This window comes from Halogeometricum pallidum JCM 14848, from assembly GCF_000337095.1.
GTDB lineage: Archaea > Halobacteriota > Halobacteria > Halobacteriales > Haloferacaceae > Halogeometricum > Halogeometricum pallidum.
The window spans coordinates 59602-82363 of sequence record NZ_AOIV01000025.1 but is presented as its reverse complement, the minus strand read 5'-3'; the positions used below and the strand labels follow the sequence as shown (position 1 = coordinate 82363).

The window sequence follows — 22762 nt, the reverse complement described above, 5'->3', positions numbered from 1 at the left end:
TTTACCGGTCTCTGCCGGAAGGAACGATGATGAAGGTTCTCGTGACCGTCAAGGAGGTGGCCGAAGTCGAGGACGACTTCGAGATAGCCGACCTCGACGTCGACCCCCGATACCTCGAGTACGACCTGAACGAGTGGGACGAGTACGCCGTCGAAGCGGCGGTCCGACTCGCCGAGGCGTCCGACGAGGACGTCGAAGTCGTCTCCGCGACCATCGGACCCGAGCGAAGCGAAGAGACCGTCCGGATGGCTCTCGCCAAGGGCGTCGACCGCGCGGTCCGCATCTGGGACGACGACGTGGAGGCCGCCGAGTTCCTCGACGTGGCCTCGAAGGTCCGACTCCTCGAAGCCGTCGTCGCCGAGGAGGACCCCGACATCGTCCTCACCGGCGTGCAGGCGAACGACACCGGGTTCGGCGCGACGGGCGTCGCCCTCGCCGACGCCGTCGGCTTCGAGTGGGGCGCCGTCGTGAACCACCTCGACACCGAGGGCGTCCTCGAGGACGGCGTCGCGCACGTCCACCGGGAACTCGAAGGCGGTATCGACGAGATAACCGAAATCGACCTCCCCGCGGTCCTGACCATCCAGACGGGCATCAACGAACCGCGCTACGCCAGCCTCCGCGGCATCCGGCAGGCGCAGTCGAAGGAGATAGCCCGCAAGACGCTCTCGGACCTCGGTCTCGACCACTCGGCCGTCGCGGGCGAACTGTTCCTGACCGATATGTACGAACCCGAGGCGGAGTCCGACGCGACGTACTTCGACGGCGACGCCGGCGAACAGGCCGCGCAACTTGCGACGGCCCTGCGGGAGAAGGGGGTGGGCGCCGAATGACGTCCGACGTCTTGGCCGTCGCGGAACACCGCCGCGGCGACGTGCGCGACGTGAGCTACGAACTCGTGACCGCGGGGCGCGAACTCGCCGAGGAGACGGGCGGTGACCTCCACGTGGCCGTGATAAGCGGGCAGGTCGAAGAGTTCGCGACGCGCGTGAACCGCGAGGGCGTCGACGTCGTCCACACCGTCGACCACGGCGAGGAGTTCAACCACGACGTGTACGTGCAGGCTGTCTGTGCCCTCGCGGACGAACTCGACCCGCAGTACGTCCTCACGCCGAACTCCGTGAACGGCCTCGACTACGCGCCCGCCGTGGCGAACCGCCTCGCTCTCCCCCTCGTGACGGACGCCGTCGGCATCGAGTACGACGGCGGTCTCACCGTCACGCGCGAGATGTACGGTTCGAAGGTGGAGACGACAGTCGAAGTCGACGCCGAACGCACCGTCGTGACGGTTCGTCCCGGCGAGTGGATGGTGACCGAGGCCGACGGCGACGCCGAGGTGACCCCCTTCGAGTTCGAGGTGGACGAGTCGGCCGTCAACTCCACCGTCACCGGCTTCGAGGAGGTGGCCGGCGGCGACGTGGACATCGCGGACGCCGAGGTGCTCGTCTCCGTCGGGCGCGGCATCGAAGAGGAGGAGAACATCGAACTCGTCGAACGCCTCGCCGACGCCCTCGGGGCGACGCTCTCGTCATCCAGACCCATCGTCGACAACGGGTGGCTTCCGAAGAACCGGCAGGTCGGCCAGTCGGGCAAGGTCGTCACGCCGGAGGTGTACATCGCCATCGGAATCTCCGGGGCGGTACAGCACGTCGCCGGCATGAAAGGCTCCGAAACCATCGTCGCCATCAACAACGACTCGAACGCGCCCATCTTCGATATCGCGGACTACGGCGTCGTCGGGGACCTGTTCGACGTGGTACCGGCGCTTACCGAGGAGTTCGAGTAGCCCGGTCGGTGCGGTTTTTGGTCCAGATTTTTGCGGACGCGAGCCTGCGGGCGTCCGCAAAAAGTCGGTGGAGAAGCGCGTAAAACGGAACGGCGGTGACGAGACCAAACGCGTAGACGGCGAGCGGTCGCTGGCGCTTCGAGAAGTCCCGCGGGTATAGTCTATCACTGGTCTGCAGTTCGCGCACGGATGTTCTGTCACTATGGGGCGTCGGCGCGATGCACGAGGGTTCCGGTCGGAATCCCCTAGCTGTTCCTCGTTCGAGCGGCGACACCGACCGGGAACGCTCGTTCCGGAACCTCTTTTGTCGCCGCATCCTGAGTCCCGATAATGGAGTATCTGGAGCGTCGGGTGTCGATGGTCGACGACCGTCTGGAGGCGGTCATCGAAGCGGTCGACCCGCCCGAACTGTCCGAGGAACTCGCGCACGTCGCTCTCGCCGGCGGCAAGCGCGTTCGTCCCGCGGTGACGATTCTCGCCTGCGAGGCCTGCGGCGGCGACGCCGACGCGGCGGTGGACTTCGCCGTCGCCGTCGAGTTGGTCCACAACGCCTCCTTGGTCATCGACGATATCATCGACCGCTCGGACATCCGACGCGGCACGCCGAGCGCGTGGGCGGAGTACGGCTACGGCCCGGCCATCATCGCCTCCGACGGCCTGCTCGGCGAGGCGTTCGCCCTCCTCTCGGTGAACGACCAGGCGATGCAGGTGGTCGCCGAGTCGATGGTGGAACTCGGCGAGGGGGAGGCGACGGAACTGGTCGCCCGCCCGTCGAACGAGCGCGAGTACATGGAACTCGCGCGGCGGAAGACGGGTGCGCTGTTCCGCGCGGCGGCCGAACTCGGCGCCATCGCCGCGGGGGCGGGCCCGCTCACCGTCGAGGCGTTCGGCGAGTACGCCGAACGGGTCGGCGTCGCCTTCCAGATACGCGACGACGTGCTGGACGCGACGGCCGACGCCGACGAACTCGGCAAGCCCACCGGGCAGGACGTGCAGATGGACCGCCCCTCCGTCGTGCAGGTGACCGACCTCACGCCCGCCGAGGCGAATCAGCGGGCGCGCGAGCAGTCCGATCAGGCGCTCGGCGCCCTCGACGCGGCCGAGGTGGAGGAGACGGACTCCATCGGCTACCTCCGCGACCTCGCGGAGTTCGTCGTCGTCCGCGAGCGCTGAGCCGCCCGGTCACCGCCGGCCGTCACCCGCGCGTCGGTTCGACGCTCGTGGGAAACCGGGACTCGGCGATGGCGAACGCGAGCGTGCTGAACACGCCGAGGAGCGTCCCCACCGTGAGGCCGACGGCGAAGTCGGCCGCGGAGAACGCCCGGACGCCGGGGACGCCGGCCACGCCGTTGACGTTGAGGAAGAACCCCGAGACGACGTACAGCACGATGGCGATGGCGACGACGTAGAACGGGGCGTTGAGGTAGCGCCACTTGAAGCGGTCCGCGAGGTACTCGTCGGTCACCTGGCCGAGACTGGAGGTGACGCCGGCGGCGGCGAGCCACTGGACCGCGCCGTGGACGAAGAGCGCGAGGACGAGGGGCGGGGCCGGGTCGGACAGTTCCTCCACCAGCGCGACGCCGCGGAAGCCGCCGACGGTCATGAGCGCGAGGGCGGCGACGTACGTGATGAGCGTCACGCGCCCCTCGTAGAGGATGTCGCGCCCGCGGCCCACCGCGTCGTTGACGACGGTCTCTAACCCGAGACCGCGGAACAGGGTGTAGAGACCGAGGAGCGCCGAGATGACGCCCAAGACCGCCGCGCCGGGGACCTCGAAGTAGCTGGCGATGATGAGGAACGGGTAGATGAGAAGCAGGATGCCGAGGGGGACGAGGATGGTGCCGCGCGTCTCGGGATCCGCGAGCACCTGCTTCATCGTGTAGTAGATGGATTCGAGGTCCTGCGCCTGCCGGACGACGACGCGCCGCACGCTGTCGATGGGGACGCGCGAGCGGATGACCGGCAACACCGATTCGTCCTGCGCGCCGTCGGTGATGACGATGGCGCTGACGTTCTCTCCCGTCGAGAGCCCCGCCAGGACGCGGTCTATCTCGTCGCCGGTGGCGCGGTTGGCCTGCACGTCGCTGCCCTGCATGCCGGTGACGGCGGCGACTTCGACCTGCTCGTCGACCTCGGGGTCCGCCGAGAGCGTGTCGTACTCGTGGATGCCCTGAAAGAGGACGTTCGAGTCGGAGTCCTCGGGGTCGGCAGTCGCAAGCGCCACCGCGGCCGCCTCGACTTCGTTCCGGCCGACGACGGGCGTGTCGAAGCCCGTCTTCCGGCCGAGGTCGTCGTCGAGGTCGACGCAGAGGACCAACAGCATCGTGCGACCGTATGCCGTCGGGCTATATTTGTTTTCGGGGACGGAGCGGACGAGGACGGACGTCGGCCCCAATCGCCGTCGATTCCGACGGAGACGGCAGCGACCCGCGCCCGCGGGAGCGAACCGCTCCACCTGCGTACGGTGGGAGCGATCACCACGGGCGAACGGCGTTTCGCACGGTTTTTGCCCGTGGGACGTGTACCGTGTTCGTAACGAATGATATCGAAGGGCTGTGAGCAGTGCGCCATGGGAGGGAAGATGGTGCTGTTCGTCTACGGCTACTGCGACCAGCGCGATTGCTTCTACTGTCCCCTCGGCGAGAACCGCAAGAACGTCACGGACGTGTACGCCAACGAGCGGAAGGTCGAGTCCGACGACGACGTCATCGCCGAGGCCAAGCGCATGGAGGCGCTGGGGACGTCCATCACGGGCGGCGAGCCGCAGGAGGCCCTCGACAAGACCTGTCGCTACCTCGAACTACTCAAAGACGAGTTCGGCGAGGACCACCACACCCACCTGTACACCGGAATCACGGGCGGCCGCGAGAACATGTGCCGCCTCTCGGAGGCCGGTCTGGACGAGATTCGCTTCCACCCGCCGTACGAGATGTGGGGCGACCTGCACGGCACCGAGTGGGAGGACATCCTCTACGTCGCCCGCGAGGAGGGACTGACGCCCGCCTTCGAGATTCCGGGCATCCGCGCCGAGGAGGAGTTTCTCGACTTCCTCGACGAGGGGGCCGCGGAGTTCTGCAACGTCAACGAGTTCGAGATGTCGGACGGCAACTACCGCCGGATGCAAGAGGAGGGGTACGAACTGCAGGAGGGCCACATGTCGGCCGTCGACGGCTCGAAGGACGCCATCCTCGAAGAGATGGCCGACCACGAGCGCGTCTACTTCTGCACCTCGGTGTTCAAAGACGCCGCCCAGCACCGCAACCGCCTCAAGCGCATGGCGCAGAACATCCGCCGGCCGTTCGACGAGGTGACCGACGACGGGACGCTCGTCTACGGGAAGACGTGGTTGACGGAGGCCGACATGGACGCCCTCGGCGTGCCCGAGGAGTTCTACACCGTCAAGTCCGACCACGTCGAGGTGGCGTGGTGGCTCCTCGAAGAGATGGTCGAGGACGGCGACGCGCCGAAGGGCGAAATCGTCGAGCAGTACCCCACCGTCGACGGCACCGTGGTCGAGCGGACGCCGCTGGCCTGATTTTTCCGGTCGTTCCGTCGGAACGACCACGAGTCGTCGCACCGACTCCGCAGAAGCGGAACGCGAACTTCCGGTCAAGAACGTTCACGACGGCGGGGCGGACCGTTCTCAGGGGACTCACCGCGTCCGCCGCCTCCGACCCCGTTTTCGGTCCCGCGACAGCACCACGTACAGACTCGGGGCGAACGCCACCGCGGCGCCGGCCAGCAGCCAGTTCGTGAGTTCGTCGCCGAGAACGACGCCGACGAGGACGAGAGCGACGCCGAGGAGCGCACCCGCCGCGACGCCCGCACGGCGGGTGCGCTCGGCGAGTCGAACGCCGCGAGCGGTCGCGTACAGGCCGGCGGCGACGGCGGCGAGGAGGGCGTCGACGACGCCTAAGACGGGTTGTGAGGTGACGAGACCGACGACGAGGAGGCCGACGGCGACGACGACGCCGACGGCGAACGTCGCTCGGGCCGGGAGCGGATTCACGCCCGCGCCGTAACGGACCGCGTACGCCGCCGGGGGAAGCGCGAGGACGAGGCCCGCGAAGGCCGCGGGAATCAGGGCGGACGGCGAGGAGTCGCCCGCGAGGACGCCGACGACGCCGAGGGACGCCCAGAGGACGCCGCCGGCGAGCACCCAGCGCGGCGGGACGACCGAGGCGGGGTCGTCGTCGCGGAGGAGGCCGAAGGCGACGAACGGGTACGTGCCGACGGCGGCGAGAACCACGGTATCGAGGAGGCCCCCTCCGAGCACGAGACCGAACACCACCGCCGAGAGGCCGAGGACGACGCCGATGATGAGGGCGAACTCCGGGACGCGACGGCTCATAGTCGAGTTCGGGTGCAAGCGCGGGAAAGCGTTGCGTCCGGTGAGCGACGGACCCCGGGCCTCACACCGTGTCGGCGCCTCGGAGGCGCACCCGGAAGCGTTTAGACGAGCGATAGAGTAGCCTCTCGTATGTCAGACTGTCCACTGGCGGACGAGTGCCCGCGGTACTCCGAGCGCATCAACGGGATGGGATGTCAGTACTACGGGGACCGCGCGGGGGCAGAGTGGTGTAACAGCTACGAACAGCCGATCCGCGACCTGAAACAGCAGCCCGTCAAGCCGGGCGAGGACGTCGTCGTCACCGTCGACGACATCCACGAGAGCGGCGCCGGCGTCGGGCGGACCGAGGACGGCTTCATCGTCCTCGTCGACGGCTTGCTGCCGACCACGCGCGCCGTCGTCCGCATCGACCGGGTGAAGTCGAACCACGCCAAATCGAAGAAGGTGGTCGAGCGCCTGCCGACCGACCCCGACGAGGAGGCCGGAGACGCCGACGCGGCCGGGAGAGGCGGCGACGGCGACGGGAACGATGACGGCGACGACAGCGACGACGACGGCGGCAACGACAAGGGAAGCGGGCCGAAGCGGCCGACCGCCCTCGGAAGCCGCGACAACTTCTGGGGGAGCTAGACGCCCGCGAACCGCCACGCCGCGTCACGCCACGGACAGTCACATCCTTCTGTAGCTTTTTGCGACCCGCGCCGGTAGCGAAGCGTATGCACGACGCGGACCGCGGCCGGGACGGGGATGGGGACGGGAGCGAGGGAGACGGCGTCGGTACCGACGCGGACGTCGACGCCGCGGGCGTCCTCGCCGAGACGGGATTCGACCCCGAGACGAGCGTCCTCACGCGACGGCAGGCCGAGGTGCTGGCCCTCCGCGAACGCGGCGTCCGCCAGTCGACCATCGCCGAGCACCTCGGAACCTCGCGCGCGAACGTCTCCAGCGTCGAATCCAGCGCGCGGCGCAACGTCGAGAGGGCGAGAGAGACCGTCGCGTTCGCGGAGGCGCTGACCGCCCCCGTTCAGGTGGCCGTCGAGGAGGGCGCCGACCTGTACGACGTGCCGAAACTCGTCTACGACGCCTGTGACGAGGCGGGCGTGAAGGTGAGTCACACCGCGCCGGACCTGATGAAGATCGTCGCCGACGCCGCCGGCGACGCCGTCCGGGGGCGGGAAGTGCGCTCGTCGCTCCTCGTCGGCGTCACGACCGAGGGGACCCTCCGCGTCCGGCGGTCCGCGGAGTAGGGAGGGCGAGCGGACGCGCTTAGAACTCGCCGCGCGACTTCAACTCGTCCGCGAGGTCCCGCACGTCCTGCGCGCGCGACTTCGGCACGACGAGGACCCGGTCGTCCCACGCGACCACCGCGAGGTCCGAGACGCCGACGAGCGAGACGTGCTTGTCGTCGCCCGCGACGACGTTGTCCGCGGCGTCGACCGACCGGAGCGTCGCGTCGCCCGCGACGACCGACCCGTCCTCGTCCGGGTCCAGCACGCGTTCGAGAGCGTCCCACGAGCCCAGGTCGTCCCACTCGAACGTCGCGGGGACGACGACGGCGTCGGCGGCGCGTTCCATCACGCCGTAGTCGATGCTCACCTCCGGCACGTCCTCGAAGGCGGCCTCGGCGTCGTCGCCGGCGTCGAGGGCGGCGACGAGACCGGAGAGGGGCGTGTCGCGGGCGGCGTCGAGGAGGGCAGCGGGCGTCCACGCGAAGATGCCGGCGTTCCAGTAGTGGCCGGCGTCGACGTACTTCTCGGCCGTCTCGGCGTCCGGTTTTTCGTGGAACGCCGCGACGGGCGCGTAGCCGTTCTCGTCCTCCCCTTTCTCGCTCCCTTCGCCTCCTTCGCCCACGAAGATGCCGGGTTCGATGTAGCCGTATCCGGTGTCCGGTCGGGTCGGTTCGACGCCGAACGTGACGAGCGACCCCGTGTCGGCGGCGACGCGCGCCCCGCGGCGCATCGTGTCGGCGAAGTCGCCCTCGACCCGGTGGTCGCTGGGGAGGGCGACGACGACGCAGTCGCCGTACAGGTCGCGGACGCAGTGGGTGGCGTAGACGAGGGCGGGACCGGTGTCCCGCGCGGCGGGTTCGACGACCACCTCGGCGTCGGGCGCGTGGTCGGGAATCGCCTCGGCGAACGCCGGGCGGGTGGAGACGACCACCTCGTCGGCCACCTCGCGGGCGCGTTCGACCGTACGCGAGAGGAGCGACTCCTCGCCGAGAAGCGGGAGGAACTGCTTGGGTCGGTCCGCGCGACTCGCGGGGTAGAGGCGGGAACCGGTGCCGCCGGCGAGGACGAGGGCGACGACCGGTCGGTCCGCGGAGGCGTTCACCACGTCTCGACGACCCCGCTTCGGACGTCCTCGGCGCAGCCTTCGCAGTCGGGGTGGCCGGCCTCGAAGCAGGCCGGGAGGTGGGCATCGTCAAGGCCGACGGCGCGGCGTTCGGCGTGGCGCCGGCAGACCAGGCGGACGCGCCCCTCCTCGTCGCGCGGCAGGTCGGGGAGGTCGGACTGCGACGTCTCTCTGCCGTCGTCGTACGCCCGTTTCGCGCGGGCGTACTGTCGGCCGGCGACGCGGAACTGGTCTCGGACGAAGCGTGCGAATCGGTCGTCCATCGCTTACCGGGCGGTGGGCGCGCCGAGGCTATAGGTCCGTTGGTGGCCGAATTCGGTGCGGTGGAGAGTGCCGAATTGTGGCTGTAGGAGACCCAAGGGCTGCGTTTTCAGTTTCATCTCGCACGTAAGCTTATTAACCATAGCGAACCAACCGACGTACGCCTCCCAATGGAAACCAAGGCGGAGGCGAGTGAAACCATGTCAGACCTGCGAAACCATGCAGAGGAGATCGCCGAGCAGTTTTCAGACCACTTAGATATCGACGCCGACGACGTCGAGGAGCGACTGCAGAACCTCGTCGACGAGTACCGGGTGCCCGTCGACGAGGCGCGTCGCTCCGTCGTCAACAGCTACCTCGACGAGGCGGGCCTCGACCGCGACGAACTCGGTCGCGGCGGGAACGAGGAGGTCCACCTCGCGGACATCGACCAGGACGAGCAGTGGGTCGACGTCACCGCGAAAGTCGTCGAACTGTGGGAGCCGAGAAGCGAGTCCATCTCGCAGGTCGGCCTCCTCGGCGACGAGTCCGGACGGATGAAGTTCGTCTCCTTCACCACCTCCGACCTCCCCGAAATCGAGGAGGGAAAGGTGTACCGCCTCGGCAACGTCGTCACCGACGAGTACCAGGGCAACTTCTCCGTGAAGCTCAACCGGACGACCAGCATCGAAGAACTCGACGAGGACATCGAAGTCGGGGACGACGCCACCACCGTCGAGGGCGCGCTCGTGGACATCCAGTCCGGGAGCGGCCTCATCAAGCGCTGCCCCGAGGAGGGCTGCACGCGCGTCCTCCAGAACGGCCGCTGTAACGAACACGGCAACGTCGAGGGCGAGTTCGACCTCCGCATCAAGGGCGTCCTCGACGACGGCGACGCCGTCCACGAGGTCATCTTCGGCCGCGATATGACCGAAGACCTCACCGGCATCACGCTGGAGGAAGCGCAGGAGATGGCGATGGACGCACTCGACACCACCGTCGTCGTCGACGAGATGCGCACGGACCTGATCGGCAGATACTACCGCGTCTCCGGCCCCGAACTGGGTCGGTACGTGCTCGCCGACGACACCGAACGACTGAACGAACCGGCCGATGCCGAAGCGGTCCTCATCAAAGCGAGGTCGATCTAAATGAGTTCCAACGAAGTCCCGTCCCGAGAGGTCGCCCGGCGAGTGTTCGCCGAAGAGTTCAACGACGCCAGCTACACGTTCAAAGAGTCCGACGACGAACGGGCGCCGGTGTACCTGCTCCTCCCGACGGGGGAGAAGGCCAACCGCGTCTTCCTCGTCGGCACCCTCACCGAGAAGGAGGACGTGGGCGAGGACAACGAGTACTGGCGGGGCCGCATCGTCGACCCGACGGGGACGTTCTTCGTCTACGCCGGGCAGTACCAGCCCGAGGCGGCGAGCGCGCTCCGCGACCTCGAACCGCCCGCGTACGTCTCCGTCGTCGGCAAGCCGCGGACCTACGAGACGGACGACGGCAACGTCAACGTCTCCGTGCGCCCCGAGTCAATCAGCGTCGTCGACGCGACGACGCGGGACCGCTGGGTCGTCGAGACGGCTCAGCGGACGGTCGAGCGCATCGAGCGGTTCGACCAGGAGGGCAACGAGTACGGCCGCATGTCCCGCGAAGAGTACGACCTCCCCACCGACCGCTACAAGACGGCCGCCGTCTCCGCCCTCCAGAGCCTCGAAGAGGCCGGCGGCGACGAACTCGGCGGGTCGGACGGAGCCGACACCGCCGACGCGTCCGACTCTGAATCCGAATCGGAGGGGAGCGACGCCGATACCGCCTCGCCGGAACCGAACGCGTAGTCGACGCTCGCGCGACGCTTCCGAGAGAACCTCGACAGGCCGCCGGACTGCGCCGGCGACGCCGATCCGATTTTTCGCCGCGTAACCGTCTGACGAAGCATTAAGTAGCTCCGAGCGACAACTTTTGGGCATCATGGGCAACAAGAACAAGACCATCTCGTTCCGCGTCAACGAGGACGCGTTCGAGACGCTTCGGGAGATAGCCGAAGAGCGGGATATCTCGCTGTCGGCCGTCTTCCGCGACTACGTGGACACCCTCGTTGCCCACGACGGCCAAGTGCAGGTCGTTCCGGACCACGAACTCGAAGGGATGGGCGCCGAGGAGACGGAGTCGTTCCCGCCGAAGGTGCAGGTTCCGAAGAGTTTCGTCCGCGAGCACGAGCGTCTCGAACTGGAGGCGGACCACCTCCGCGAACAACTCGAAGAGCACAAACGCTACGTCAACTACCTCCGCGAACAACTCGAAGACGAGGAGGAGGAGGTCATCCAACTGGAAGACCTGGACGGCGAAGCCGACGAACCGTCGTTCCGTCTGGGCTAGGACGAACCGACCTGCGGCCGCCGCCTTCGTGTTCCCGCTCTCGCGCTCTCAGCCGCTGAGCGCCCGCTTCGCGTCGCGTGCCTTCCGTTCCATCTCGTCGTCGCCCTCGACGTTCGAGAGCGTCTCGACGGCTTCGAGCGTCCGCACGGCGTTGTCGAGGAAGGAGAGCACGTCGCCGGGGTAGGCGTACAGCATGTATTCGTCGCCCATCACGTCGACGATGGCGTCGGGGCCGAGCCCCTGCGCGCGGAGTTCGAGGATGTACGTCACGAACTGCCGTTCCGGGTAGCCCGTGTAGAGGTCGTCGGGGTTCTCGGGGTCCAGAAAGGCCTTCGCGAAGTCGAGCAGTCTGTCGCGCGTCGCCGCGTCCACCTTCGAGAGGCCCTCTCCCGAGTAGAGCACGTCCATCGTCGCCCCCTTGAACGCCCCCTTCGGGATGTTCACGTCCAGTTGCGAGACGATTTCGCGGTGGTTTTTGAGGTATATCTTGTCCGTGATGGCCACAGTTGCCCGTTCTAGTCCTGTCGGCGGCAAAAGCGTCCCGGTGGACGGCGGCGTGCACCTCTCTCGCACGCCTCCCTGGAGTCGTAACGTATTTTAGTCACACGAGGATACCACTAACTGCGTGTCCGGGTTAGGGTAGTGGACTATCCTTCAGCCTTGTGGAGGCTGAGACGCGGGTTCAATTCTCGCACCCGGACCTTCTCTCCGAGCGCTATTCTCGCGAGCAGGCGCTCCGACAGGAGCGACGCGAGCGAACCACATACGCGACGGAGAAGTCGTACAGAGAATTGAACCGGGGAGCGACTGGAAGAAGCGACCGGGGTTCAATTCTCGCACCCGGACCTTTCTGTCTGCGAACGAAGTGAGCAGACGAACGTCCGCACTGTGAGATTGAACCAGCGAGTAACCGAGCGTAGCGAGGTTCAATTCTCGCACCAAAACCGTCTCTCCGAGTGCTTCCCCCTCGCGAGCGTGCGCCCCGAGAGGAGCGACGCGAGCGAACGACGTACGCGACGGAGAAACTCGACTCGTCCATGGACCGGTCCCCGGGTCCGTTGTCACAGCGATAGTAACCGCGGACGTACCTCGATAGAACTCACGGACGCCCTAAGTACCGCTATCTCAATATCTCGTTATGACCAACTCGCAGAGCATTCACTCCGACACTCGGCTCTTCGATACCGTCGACGCGTCGGCCCTCGACGAACGACTCGAAGCGCTCTCTCACCGGCGACGTCGGCACGTCCTCCAATGCCTAGAGGAGGGGCGGACGCCGCTGACGCTCGCGGAGTTGGCGAACGAAGTCGCGAAACGGGACCGGGACGCGACGCAGTCCGGGATTTCGGCCGAGGAGGTGGAGAAGGTTCGTGTAGTGCTGTATCACCTTCACTTACCGAAACTGAGGGACGCGGACCTCGTAGCGTACGACCGGGAAAACGATTCGATCACGCTCTCCTCAGAGATCCGTCGTGAGTGACCGGTACAGAGTGAGATATTTCGAGCAGGTAATACACCGATAGATTAAGGCGCGTCAAACTCTGTATTTTTTCTATGTCTAGCGAGGGGTCGGCCGCGGAGGCGTTGGTCCAACTGGGGCTGACCGAATACGAAGCGAAATGCTTCGTCGCGCTCGTTCGCGTCAAACAGGGAACGGCGAAGGAAGTCAGCCAACTGTCCGACGTCCCCCGGTCGCGGGTGTACGATACGGTCGAACGCCTCCACCGGCGGGGACTCGTCGACGTTCAGCAGTCCGAACCGCGCCAGTACCGGGCCGTCTCGAAGAAGGAGGCGTTGAAACGGTTGCGCGAGGACTACGACGACAGCCTCGAAGCCGCGGGCGCCGCCTTAGAGGCCGTCGAATCGGCGGAGACCCAAGAGGACAAGGGGATGTGGGCTATCGCGGACGCCGACCAGGTGAGCGACAGAATCGGGACGCTCCTCGACGACGCCGAGGAAGACGTTCACCTCATCCTCGCCGACAAGACGACGCTCGAAGACGACGTCGTCGACCGACTGACGGCGGCCAGTGACCGCGGCGTCACCGTCGTCGTGGAGGTTCCGTCGGAGGAGGTCCGCGACAGCATCCGAGAGACCCTTCCGGACCCCCACATCGTCGTGTCGAGCGGCCTCCGGGAGACGCGTCAGGTCGTAGAGAAGTGGCCGGGACGGTTGCTGATGGTGGACCACAGAGCCATACTCGCCAGCGGCGTCGAGGAGAGCGACCTCCCGGGCATTCCCAGGGAGACTGCGGTGTGGTCGAACGGACACAACCACGGGTTCGCGGCGTGGATACGGGAACTGCTCGGAGACCGGCTAGACGACACCGCACGACCGAAATAGCGACCGGACGCCTTCGGTGGCGTTCTCCGCCTCTCTCGCCCGTTCGGAACGCGGGTTCGGATCGCACCGCCGCACAGGCGCTACGCGAACAGCCGAAACAGTAATCTTTTAGTGAATGTCTCTGGTATTTACTACTATACACGGGTGTTTTTCGTATTCTAGCGTCGCCGTCCGGGCACAACTATACATATAGACAGTATCGGTATATGCCCATACGCCATTGGTGAGAGTGTCGAACGACGTGCCAGAAAGGGTGGGGAGGTCGACAACAAACGATGAAGACACCAACAAACTCGGCAGACAACGCGGGAACGGACGGGGAGTATCAGTACATCGAGTACGAGTCTGACGACGAAACGGTCGTCGTCATCCAGGACCACGACAACGAGAGCGCGTGGATCCAGTCGACCGTGTCGATTCCGATCGAGCCCTGAGGGGGAAGACCCGGCCGGTTTCGGGGGAGACCGGGGCGGGTGGGCAATCGGAGAGCACGCGTTCGTCACGACAGGCAAAATAGCGAGTCGATCGGTATCGGTCCCTGCTGCGGCCCTCCCGGTCGTCGTCGAGGGGTTCGGGGGAAGCCCTCGCGCGACGACCACCACACGCATTCTCGCTGCGGCGAGAACGACGATCCGTAACCGAGCGGCACGTACTACCAAAATCGTGTCCATGGCAGACGCCGTTCGGTCGGAGCAGTTCGTCGACGCGCCCGACGAGTTCGGGTTTCGGTTCGGTGGGTGTCACTTCCAGTACGTCCTCTTTTCGTCGGAGCGCCGCGTTCCGAGTTTCAGTGCATCGTTCGCGTCGGGTTCTCGCGGTCGTAGAACTGACCGTGGAAGGGGTACGGCGTCCAGTGCGGGAGCGTCGCCCGCGCCAGTTCCGTCATCGTCTCGGCGTCCAGCACGACGAACACCGACCGCTCGGTCGCCGGGTCGAGAACGACCGTCAACAGGACGCCGTCGTCCTCCTCGGTTGCGCCGGGACGGGGGACGAACGTCGCCTCGCTGGGGTAGGCGTCGCCGCCGTCGGCGGCGACGGGCGTCCACGCCGTCTCCGTCCGCGTCTCCGTGTCGAACTTCAGGAGTCCCGTGGGGAACGGGCCGGCGCTCATCTCCGCGAGGTAGACGTAGCGGTAGGGGCGGCCGTTGTGACCGCGGTAGTTGATGGTGGGAAATTCGACGGGGCCGTCGTGAAGCGACTCTCGAGTGACGATGTCGCGTCCGTCCAGCGGAAGTCGAAAGCGGACCAGGCGGCCCGGTGGAACGTCCGGGTCGCCCGTGCGGAGTTCGTCGAGGTAGAGGCCGGTTATCGCCCGGTCGTCGGGGTAGATGACGGCGTCGACGACGATCTCGTCGCCGTCTTCGAAGGCGTTCGCGTGGTGGTAGACGAAGAAGGGGTCGGCCTCGGGAGTCGCGACCACGTCCCCGGTCTGTCGGTCGACGACGTGAAAGCGGGCCGGGCCGTCGCGCCGTTCGAACGACTCGATGAACGTCGTCGAGTCGAGCAGCGACCCGGCGAGGAGGGCGACGGGGTTCGGCCCGTACGGCGTGGCGGGGAGAACGATGTACCGTTCGGTCATCGAAAAGGAGTGGACGTAGGGGATGTCCCGGAACGGCAGGTGCGCGACCATCGTCGGGACGCGGGTGTTCGCGGGTCGCTTGAACACCACGTATCCCATCTTCGGCCCGTAGGAGAGACCGAGCCCCCAGAACTCGTCGGTATCCGGGTCCACGTGCACGTGTCCCAGCGTCGCGTCGACGGGGAGGCCGCGCGTGAGGTCGATTCGCTCGCCGGTCTCCAGCGTCTCGGGGTCGATGACGTGCCCCCATGGCGACTCGGTGACGGCCACCCACTCGCCCCCGACGCGGACGGTGCCGATGGAGGTGTTGTCGGTGAACCGCCCGGTTAGCAGTTGGTGAAAGCGGACGAACGGGGACCGGTCGGGGGGCGTGCCCGGGAACGCGGTGCGGACGCCGCCGCGGTCGAGCGCCCATCGGTAGTCCCGCGAGTCGACGTACCGGTTGGTGTAGCGCACGGTTCCGTCGGGACCGCTCACGTCGAGCAGTCGGAGCATCGCGAACGGGTCGAACCAGTACGCGAACGACCGTCCTCCCACCTCGAACTGTCCCGGACCGTTCAGAACGAACGACCCGTCCACCCATTCGGGGAGCGTCCCGTCGACCCGCAACTCGGCGTTGGAAACCGTCTCCGGTTGACTGCGCAGACCGAGCGACCACCGATTCATGGGCGACGTTGACGGTACAGTTATATGAGATTTTCACTCCGAGGGACGCGAACGTCGTCGTGGTCGGGTCGGTATCCCCCGCAACCGACCGCGCCGTCGGGTGACCGGAGAGTCGCGGCGAGTGGAGCGGAACGGGGCGGACCGAACGTTCGCCACGACCTCTCGCAGTAGGGCTATCCGTCCGGCGTCCGTAGTCGGGGCATGGACGTCGCCATCGTGACCGTCGGCAACGAACTGCTCGCCGGCGACATCGAGAACACCAACGCGACGTGGTTGGCGCGCGAACTGACCGAACGCGGTGTGGAGGTGGTTCGCGTGCTCACGGTCCCCGACGAGGAGTCCGTCATCGCCGAGACGGTCCGCGAGTGGGCGGCGTCGTTCGACGCCGTCCTCGTCACCGGCGGCCTCGGCGGGACGCCGGACGACCTGACGATGGACGGCGTCGCCGCCGGACTCGACCGGGAGTTGGAGGTGAACCCCGTCGCCGCCGCCGACGTGGAGGCGACCATCGAACGCATCCTCGAACGGCGACCCGACATCGACTTCGACCTCGAAGTGCCGTGGTACGCCTCCATGCCCGCGGGGGCGACTCCGATTCCGAACCCGGAGGGTCTCGCACCGGGGTGCGTCGCCGAGAACGTCTACGTCCTCCCCGGCATCCCCGAGGAGATGCGCGCCGTCTTCGCCAACGTCGCCGACGACTTCGGCGGCACCGTTGCGACGAAGACGTTCTACACGCCCGAACCGGAGGGCGCGATGGCCGACCCCCTCGCGGAGGTGGCGACGCGCTTCAACATCCGGGTCGGCAGTTATCCCAACCGCGAGGGGACCCGGACGCGCATCAAACTCACCGCGACGGACCCGTCGGTGCTGACCGAGGCGTCGTCGTGGCTCATCGAGAACGCGGGCCGGGAACTGGTCGAGGCCGAAGACGGAGTCGAATCCGAAAACGGAGAGGGCGCCGAGAGCGGGGAGTAGAGCGCCGAAAGTCGGCTCTTATCGCGGGTCGACGATTTCCGTCTGGTCGCCCCGTCGGACCGTCGGGAGCGACCCGCGCGACTGGATGATGTTGAGCGCGGTGACGAGGTCCGACCGCGAGATGAGCCCCACGAGTTCGCCGCTCTCGTCGACGACGGGCAGTCGCCCGACGCCGTTCTCCTGCATGACCGTGATGGCGTCCATCGCGTTGGCGTCGGGGAGGACGGTGGTGAGTTCGCCCGACATCACGTCCCCGACGAGGTAGGCGTCGCGTTCGACTTCGTTCACCGACCGGGCGTCGTTGAGCGTCACCATCCCCACGAGGTGGCCGTTCTTCATCACCGGGTAGCCTGTGTGGCGTTCGCGGAACATCCGGTCGAGCAGTTCCGCGACGCTCGTCCGCACGTCGACGACGTCGAGTCGGTTCCGTTCCGTCATGATGTCCCGGACGGTCACGTCCTCGAAGGCGGCCTTCATCACCGTCTGCTGGGCCTCCGAGGAGGCGCCCATGTAGATGAAGAAGGCGAGGGCGACGAGCAGAAGTTGGAAGGTGAACAGGCCGACGATGCCGAGGAGGAACGCGAACGCCTTGCCCACTTCCGCGGCGAGTTGCGTCGCTCGCGCGTGCGGTCGAGTCCGGGCGAGGAGCGCCCGGAGGACGCGCCCGCCGTCCATCGGAAAGCCGGGGAGCATGTTGAACGCCGCCAGCATGACGTTCGTCAGCGCGAGGTAGCCGAGGACGAACTTCACGGGGCCCTGCGAGACGGGGAGAGCGAGAAAGCCGAGGAGCGAGAGCGCCCCGACGGCGACGCTCACGAGGGGCCCGGCGATGGCGATAACGAACTCCTGCTTCCAATCCTCGGGCATCTCCGCGAAACTGGCGACGCCGCCGAGGAGCCACAGCGTGATGGACTCTATCTCGTAGCCGAACCGCATCGCCACCAGCGAGTGGCCGAACTCGTGGAGGAGGACGCACACGAACAGTCCGAGCGCCGCGGCGGTGCCGAGAATCCACTGCATCGACCCCTCGGTGAGGGGCGCGGCGTCGATGGGCGTGCGGGCGAACTGGTTCAGAACCTCGACGAGTTGGCCCACGTCGGACCCGATGAGCCACGCGAACAACGGGAGAACGAGGAGAAACGTGAGGTTCAACTGAATCGGGATGCCGAAGACACGTCCGATGCGGATTCCGCGCATAGAAGAGCCTAGTCGGCGACGGATATTAAGTCCAATCCGATATTCGGAATTGGAGGCCGGTAGAAGGGGCGACGGCCCGACCGAACGACGGCGGTGGCCGGAACGCGTCCCCGGGGCGAACGTTTAGGCCGCCCGTCGACGTGGTCGGCGTATGAGCGAATCCCAGCCGAAACCGGTCGTCAAGCGCGCCGAAGACGTGGAGTACGGGGCCGTCGGGGCCGCCGACGGGATGTCCAAGGGCGTCCTCCTCGACGCCTCCGACGGCGCGCCGAACTTCGCGATTCGACGGTTCGCCCTCGACGCGGGCGCGTCCGTCCCGAAGCACACGAACGAGGTCGAACACGAGCAGTACGTCCTCTCGGGGACGTACACCGTCGGCATCGACGACGAGGAGCACGAAGTCTCGGAGGGGGACTCACTTCTCATCCCGGCGGGCGTCGTCCACTGGTACCGAAACGAGAGCGACGAGGAGGGGAGTTTCCTCTGCGCGGTGCCGAACGGCGACGACAGCATCGAACTGCAGGAGGAGTGACGCGGCGGAAGACGGACGCAGCGAGCGATAGCGGCCGGGGTCGGACGCGCGACGACTGCGCGAACGACTGCCGCGGGCGGGAGCTTTCGGGGCGTCGTTGACAGCGGACGCGAGTGATTCGCCGAGAGAGCGGTCGGCCGATAGACGAACCGCTGAAATACCCCGTCCTCCTACCTGAGGGCGTGTCCAAACAGGTCGGCCGCGTCGACACGCTGTTCGTCCACGAGACGAACGACGACTTCCTCGTCGTCGTCCAACGGGACGGAGAGCGCGTCTTCCGCGCCGTGCTCGAACTGAAGGAGACGAGCGCCGGCCCCCGCCCCGCGAAGTTCCGCGTCAAGCGCGGGTCGTCGGACGAGCCCCGAGACCCGAGCCAGTTCGTCGAACTGGCCCGCAGAGCCGAGCGAATCCGCATCTCCCAGCAGACCTCCAAGTCCCGCCGCGACGAGTTTCGCGAGATGCTGGAGGGCTACCAGTTGGAAGCCCTCGTCGTGCGTACCTGCCGCTTCTGCGCCTCGAACGGCCGCTATTCGCCCATCACCGGCGAGACGGCCATCAAGGCCGACAACGAGCACATCTGCCCGGACTGCGCGAAGCGGGAACTGGAGCGCGAACTCGACTTCTCCGGGACGGGGACGATGACGAAGGCCGCACAGGAACGCCTCGAATCCCTCCTCTTGGAGACGCAGGACCTCGGCCGCATCTCCAACCTCCTGAAGGGGGGGTTAGACCCCGACCTCACGAAGTTCGACACCGTCTCCGCGACGACCGACGACGTGGATTTGGTCCCGACGTCGACCCTCGATTTGGACCCGAAACTGCAGTCGATGGTCGAGGACCGCTTCGACACCCTGCTGCCGGTGCAGTCGCTCGCCGTCGAGAACGGCCTGTTCGAGGGCCGCGACCAACTCGTCGTGTCGGCGACGGCGACCGGGAAGACGCTCGTCGGCGAACTCGCGGGCGTGAATCGCGCGCTGGAGGGGAAGGGGAAGATGCTCTTTCTCGTTCCCCTCGTGGCCCTCGCCAACCAGAAGCACGAGGACTTCGAGGAGCGCTACGGCGACGACCTGAACGTTACCATCCGCGTGGGCGCCTCCCGCATCAACGACGACGGCAACCGCTTCGACCCGAACGCCGACATCATCGTCGGCACCTACGAGGGCATCGACCACGCCCTGCGGACGGGCAAGGACCTCGGCGACATCGCCACCGTCGTCATCGACGAGGTGCACACGCTCAAGGAGGACGAACGCGGCCACCGCCTCGACGGGATGATCTCCCGGCTGAAACACTACTGCGAGGAGCGAGAGCAACGACGGGAGCGCTACGACGGCGCGCAGTACGTCTACCTCTCAGCGACGGTCGGAAACCCCGAGACGCTGGCGCGGAAGCTTCGGTCGACGCTCATCGAATTCGAGGAGCGACCCGTCCCAATCGAACGCCACGTCACGTTCGCCGACGGCCGCGAGAAGCCCGACATCATCAACAAACTCGTCAGACGGGAGTTCGACACGAAGTCCTCGAAGGGGTATCGGGGTCAGACCATCGTGTTCACCAACTCCCGCAGGCGCTGTCACGAGATATCTAGAAAGCTGGAGTACGACGCCGCGCCGTACCACGCGGGCCTCGACTACCGCCGTCGCAAGCAGGTCGAACGGCAGTTCGGGAACCAGGACTTAGCGGCCGTCGTCACCACCGCCGCCTTGGCCGCCGGCGTCGACTTCCCCGCCTCGCAGGTGGTGTTCGACACGCTGGCGATGGGCATCGAGTGGCTCTCCGTCCAGGAGTTCGAGCAGATGCTTGGTCGGGCCGGGCGGCCGGACTACCACGACAAGGGGACGGTGTACCTCCTCGTCGAACCCGACGCGTCGTACCACAACTCCATGGAGATGACGGAGGACGAGGTGGCGTTCAAGCTCCTGAAAGGGGAGATGGAGGACGTGATCACCGTTTACGACGAGTCCGCCGCCGCCGAGGAGACGCTTGCGAACATCATCGTCGCCGGCAAGAAGGCCAAGCGCCTGAACGACCGGATGCTCGGCGACGTGCCGACGAAGCACGCCGTCGGGAAACTCTTGGAGTGGAAGTTCATCGACGGATTCGAGCCGACCCCCCTCGGCCGCGCCGTCTGCCGGCACTTCCTCGCGCCGCGGGACGCCTTCCGCATCCTCGGCGGCATCCGCGGCGGTCTGAGTCCGTACGACATCGTCGCCGAGATGGAACTGGCCGACGAGGAGTTGTAAGGGGGTCCATCGATAGAACGTCGACAGCGTTCGTCCACACCGCCGCGTTGACGCCAATGAAACCGGCAAACGGCAGCCATGTGAACCTATATCCTTTTCTGACGGGGGCGTTTCGGTGACGGTGTGGTAACGATAACGCCGAGCATCGTCGTCGTCTCCGCGGTCATCCTTCTCGCGTTGGTGTTCTTCGCCACCGAACCGGTTCCCGTGGACGTGACCGCGCTCGGGGTGATGGTGACGCTGATGCTCGCGCAACCGGCCTCCGAGTGGCTGGTGACGTGGGGCCTCCTCTCGGAACCGGTTCTACTGTTCGACCCCTACCCCCAGCAGGCGCTCTCCGGATTCGCCAGCACGGCGACGCTGACGGTGCTGGCGATGTTCATCCTGAGCGAAGGGGTCCAGCGGACCGGCATCGTCCAGATGCTCGGCGCGAAGATAGCGTCGTTCACCGGCGACAGCGAGTCCCGGCAGTTGGGGGCGACCATCGGCGTCGTCGGCCCCATCTCGGGGTTCATCAACAACACCGCCGCCGTCGCCATCCTCCTGCCGATGGTGACCGACCTGGCCCAGCGCGGCGGCACCTCGCCGTCGAAACTCCTCCTGCCGCTGTCGTACGCCTCGATGTTCGGCGGAATGCTCACGCTCATCGGTACCTCAACGAACATCCTCGCCTCGGACCTCTCGGGCCGCCTCATCGGCCGCACGTTCACGATGTTCGAGTTCACAGAGTTGGGACTCGCCGTGAGCGTCGTCGGCACCGTCTACCTGCTCACCGTGGGGAAGTGGCTCACGCCCGAGCGCATCAAGCCCGAACGCGACCTGACCGAGGAGTTCGAGATGAGCGACTACCTCACCGAAGTCGTCGTCCGCGAGGACTCGCCGCTGGTGGGCCAGCAGGTCCAACGGGCGCTCGTAGAGACGGAGTTCGACGTGGACCTCATCCAACTCATCCGCGACGGGGAGGTGTTCCTCGAACCGCTCGGCCCGAAGGAGATTCATGCGGGCGACGTGTTCGCGCTCAGAACCGACCGCGACACGCTCGTCGAACTCCTCGACGTGGAGGGGTTGAATCCCGTTCCGGTCACCGTCGACGAGGCGGAGCTAGAGACGGGCGAGTCCGGACAGAATCTCGTCGAAGTCGTCGTCGCGCCGGGGTCCTCGCTCGTCGGCGAGTCGCTGGCCTCGGCCAGTTTCCGCCAGCGCTACGACGCCACCGTCCTCGCCCTCCGACGCGGCGGGGAACTCGTCCGCCGACGGATGGACAACATCAGACTCCGCGTCGGCGACACGCTCCTCGTGCAGGCGACGACCGACAGTATCGAACGCCTCGACACCAACCGCGACTTCATCGTCGCCCAAGAGGTACACCGGCACGACTACCGCGAGGGGAAGATTCCCGTCGCCATCGGCATCGTCGCCGTCGTCGTCGCCCTCGCGGCCCTGGACATCATCCCCATCGTCGTCTCCGCCCTCGCCGGCGCGCTAGCGATGGTGGCGACGGGCTGTCTCCGTCCGCCGGAACTGTACGACGCCGTCCAGTGGGACGTCATCTTCCTCCTCGCGGGCGTCATCCCCCTCGGCATCGCCATGGAGAACTCGGGGGCGGCGGCGCTGCTCGCGGAGTTCGTCGTGCTGACGGGCGATTTCCTCCCCCTCATCGGCGTCCTCGGGGTGTTCTACCTCGTCACCGCCCTGCTGACGAACGTCGTCTCGAACAACGCGAGCGTCGTCCTCATGATACCCGTCGCCGTCGAGGCGGCGGGAACGCTCGGGGCGAACGCGTTCGCGTTCATCCTCGCGGTGACGTTCGCGGCGTCGACGGCGTTCATGACGCCCGTCGGCTACCAGACGAACCTCTTCGTCTACGGTCCCGGCGGGTATCGATTCACGGACTACCTGCGGGTCGGAGCGCCCCTGCAGTTCCTGTTCGCGGTGGTCACGACAATCGGAATCGCCGCGTGGTGGGGTCTCACGCCACCCGCGTGAACGCCGAGCGAAACGCTTTACCGCCGCACGACCCCACCGGTAGATGCGGGACCGTGGGTTAGCCTGGTATACTTCGGGCCTTGGGTGCCCGTGACCCCGGTTCGAATCCGGGCGGTCCCATTTCTGTGCG

At 66.8% G+C, this 22762-nt stretch carries 23 protein-coding genes and 2 tRNA genes; 18 read left to right on the top strand and 7 right to left on the bottom strand.

Features of this window, described 5'->3' with window-relative positions:
• Positions 1-29 precede the first annotated feature (29 nt).
• From C474_RS11370 to C474_RS11360, 3 genes are all read left to right on the top strand, one after another.
• Entirely contained in the window at positions 30-833 is an 804-nt protein-coding gene (locus tag C474_RS11370) for an electron transfer flavoprotein subunit beta/FixA family protein (protein ID WP_008386915.1), read from the top strand.
• On the top strand, positions 830-1786 hold the full coding sequence (locus C474_RS11365; RefSeq protein ID WP_008386914.1) for an electron transfer flavoprotein subunit alpha/FixB family protein: 957 nt from the start codon (positions 830-832) through the stop codon (positions 1784-1786). Before C474_RS11370 ends, C474_RS11365 begins: the two co-directional genes overlap by 4 nt.
• Positions 1787-2116: 330 nt before the next feature.
• Positions 2117-2959: a polyprenyl synthetase family protein gene (locus C474_RS11360; RefSeq protein ID WP_008386912.1), complete on the top strand. Its 843-nt coding sequence runs from the start codon at positions 2117-2119 to the stop codon at positions 2957-2959.
• A gap of 22 nt (positions 2960-2981) precedes the next feature.
• Here C474_RS11360 and C474_RS11355 read toward each other — a convergent pair whose 3' ends face one another.
• Positions 2982-4109: a DUF373 family protein gene (locus C474_RS11355; RefSeq protein ID WP_008386910.1), complete on the bottom strand. Its 1128-nt coding sequence runs from the start codon at positions 4107-4109 to the stop codon at positions 2982-2984.
• Positions 4110-4325: 216 nt separating this feature from the next.
• On the opposite strand from C474_RS11355, the gene C474_RS11350 reads away from it, so the two are divergent.
• Complete coding sequence (locus tag C474_RS11350) at positions 4326-5321, top strand: radical SAM protein (RefSeq protein ID WP_049916927.1); 996 nt, start codon at positions 4326-4328, stop codon at positions 5319-5321.
• Positions 5322-5438: 117 nt separating this feature from the next.
• On the opposite strand, the gene C474_RS11345 is transcribed toward C474_RS11350, so the two are convergent.
• On the bottom strand, positions 5439-6137 hold the full coding sequence (locus C474_RS11345; protein WP_008386908.1) for a hypothetical protein: 699 nt from the start codon (positions 6135-6137) through the stop codon (positions 5439-5441).
• A gap of 129 nt (positions 6138-6266) precedes the next feature.
• Here C474_RS11345 and C474_RS11340 point away from each other — a divergent pair, with 129 nt between their 5' ends.
• Together C474_RS11340 and C474_RS11335 are read left to right on the top strand one after the other, a co-directional pair.
• A complete protein-coding gene (locus C474_RS11340; RefSeq protein ID WP_008386907.1) occupies positions 6267-6767 on the top strand; it encodes a TRAM domain-containing protein in 501 nt (166 codons plus the stop codon).
• An 86-nt stretch (positions 6768-6853) separates the two neighbouring features.
• A complete protein-coding gene (locus C474_RS11335; RefSeq protein WP_008386906.1) occupies positions 6854-7384 on the top strand; it encodes a Tfx family DNA-binding protein in 531 nt (176 codons plus the stop codon).
• A 19-nt stretch (positions 7385-7403) separates the two neighbouring features.
• On the opposite strand, the gene C474_RS11330 is transcribed toward C474_RS11335, so the two are convergent.
• Together C474_RS11330 and C474_RS11325 are read right to left on the bottom strand one after the other, a co-directional pair.
• Positions 7404-8471 (bottom strand): mannose-1-phosphate guanylyltransferase, encoded by a 1068-nt coding sequence (locus tag C474_RS11330; RefSeq protein WP_008386905.1) that lies wholly within the window; start codon positions 8469-8471, stop codon positions 7404-7406.
• Entirely contained in the window at positions 8465-8752 is a 288-nt protein-coding gene (locus C474_RS11325) for a DUF7091 family protein (RefSeq protein ID WP_008386904.1), read from the bottom strand. Before C474_RS11325 ends, C474_RS11330 begins: the two co-directional genes overlap by 7 nt.
• Positions 8753-8950: 198 nt before the next feature.
• Here C474_RS11325 and C474_RS11320 point away from each other — a divergent pair, with 198 nt between their 5' ends.
• The 3 genes from C474_RS11320 to C474_RS11310 all read left to right on the top strand — a co-directional run bounded on the left by C474_RS11320 (position 8951) and on the right by C474_RS11310 (position 11108).
• Complete coding sequence (locus C474_RS11320) at positions 8951-9880, top strand: replication factor A (RefSeq protein ID WP_008386903.1); 930 nt, start codon at positions 8951-8953, stop codon at positions 9878-9880.
• Positions 9881-10567: an RPA family protein gene (locus C474_RS11315; RefSeq protein ID WP_008386902.1), complete on the top strand. Its 687-nt coding sequence runs from the start codon at positions 9881-9883 to the stop codon at positions 10565-10567.
• A gap of 133 nt (positions 10568-10700) precedes the next feature.
• Entirely contained in the window at positions 10701-11108 is a 408-nt protein-coding gene (locus C474_RS11310) for a ribbon-helix-helix protein, CopG family (RefSeq protein WP_008386901.1), read from the top strand.
• A gap of 48 nt (positions 11109-11156) precedes the next feature.
• On the opposite strand, the gene C474_RS11305 is transcribed toward C474_RS11310, so the two are convergent.
• Positions 11157-11612 carry a DUF5814 domain-containing protein gene (locus tag C474_RS11305; protein WP_008386900.1) on the bottom strand — a complete coding sequence of 152 codons (456 nt, stop codon included), beginning with the start codon at positions 11610-11612 and terminating at the stop codon, positions 11157-11159.
• 124 nt (positions 11613-11736) lie between these two features.
• Here C474_RS11305 and C474_RS11300 point away from each other — a divergent pair.
• From C474_RS11300 to C474_RS22625, 4 genes are all read left to right on the top strand, one after another.
• Positions 11737-11809 (top strand) — tRNA-His (locus C474_RS11300).
• Between the two features lie 437 nt (positions 11810-12246).
• Positions 12247-12588, top strand: a complete 342-nt coding sequence (locus C474_RS11295; RefSeq protein WP_008386899.1) for a DUF7344 domain-containing protein — start codon at positions 12247-12249, stop codon at positions 12586-12588.
• Positions 12589-12662: 74 nt separating this feature from the next.
• Positions 12663-13451 (top strand): TrmB family transcriptional regulator, encoded by a 789-nt coding sequence (locus C474_RS11290; protein WP_008386898.1) that lies wholly within the window; start codon positions 12663-12665, stop codon positions 13449-13451.
• 275 nt (positions 13452-13726) lie between these two features.
• Positions 13727-13885: a DUF7331 family protein gene (locus C474_RS22625; protein ID WP_008386896.1), complete on the top strand. Its 159-nt coding sequence runs from the start codon at positions 13727-13729 to the stop codon at positions 13883-13885.
• A gap of 353 nt (positions 13886-14238) precedes the next feature.
• Here C474_RS22625 and C474_RS11285 read toward each other — a convergent pair whose 3' ends face one another.
• Positions 14239-15696 (bottom strand): carotenoid oxygenase family protein, encoded by a 1458-nt coding sequence (locus C474_RS11285; protein ID WP_008386870.1) that lies wholly within the window; start codon positions 15694-15696, stop codon positions 14239-14241.
• A gap of 201 nt (positions 15697-15897) precedes the next feature.
• Between C474_RS11285 and C474_RS11280 the strand changes: the two genes are divergently transcribed.
• Positions 15898-16674 carry a competence/damage-inducible protein A gene (locus C474_RS11280; RefSeq protein ID WP_008386868.1) on the top strand — a complete coding sequence of 259 codons (777 nt, stop codon included), beginning with the start codon at positions 15898-15900 and terminating at the stop codon, positions 16672-16674.
• 18 nt (positions 16675-16692) lie between these two features.
• On the opposite strand, the gene C474_RS11275 is transcribed toward C474_RS11280, so the two are convergent.
• Positions 16693-17871 carry a M50 family metallopeptidase gene (locus tag C474_RS11275; RefSeq protein WP_008386866.1) on the bottom strand — a complete coding sequence of 393 codons (1179 nt, stop codon included), beginning with the start codon at positions 17869-17871 and terminating at the stop codon, positions 16693-16695.
• A gap of 151 nt (positions 17872-18022) precedes the next feature.
• Between C474_RS11275 and C474_RS11270 the strand changes: the two genes are divergently transcribed.
• From C474_RS11270 to C474_RS11255, 4 genes are all read left to right on the top strand, one after another.
• On the top strand, positions 18023-18403 hold the full coding sequence (locus C474_RS11270; RefSeq protein WP_008386864.1) for a cupin domain-containing protein: 381 nt from the start codon (positions 18023-18025) through the stop codon (positions 18401-18403).
• A 182-nt stretch (positions 18404-18585) separates the two neighbouring features.
• Positions 18586-20646: a DEAD/DEAH box helicase gene (locus tag C474_RS11265; protein ID WP_008386863.1), complete on the top strand. Its 2061-nt coding sequence runs from the start codon at positions 18586-18588 to the stop codon at positions 20644-20646.
• A gap of 123 nt (positions 20647-20769) precedes the next feature.
• Positions 20770-22632, top strand: coding sequence for an SLC13 family permease (locus C474_RS11260; RefSeq protein WP_008386861.1), 1863 nt, complete (start codon positions 20770-20772; stop codon positions 22630-22632).
• A 47-nt stretch (positions 22633-22679) separates the two neighbouring features.
• Positions 22680-22752 (top strand) — tRNA-Pro (locus tag C474_RS11255).
• The last annotated feature ends 10 nt before the right edge of the window (positions 22753-22762 follow it).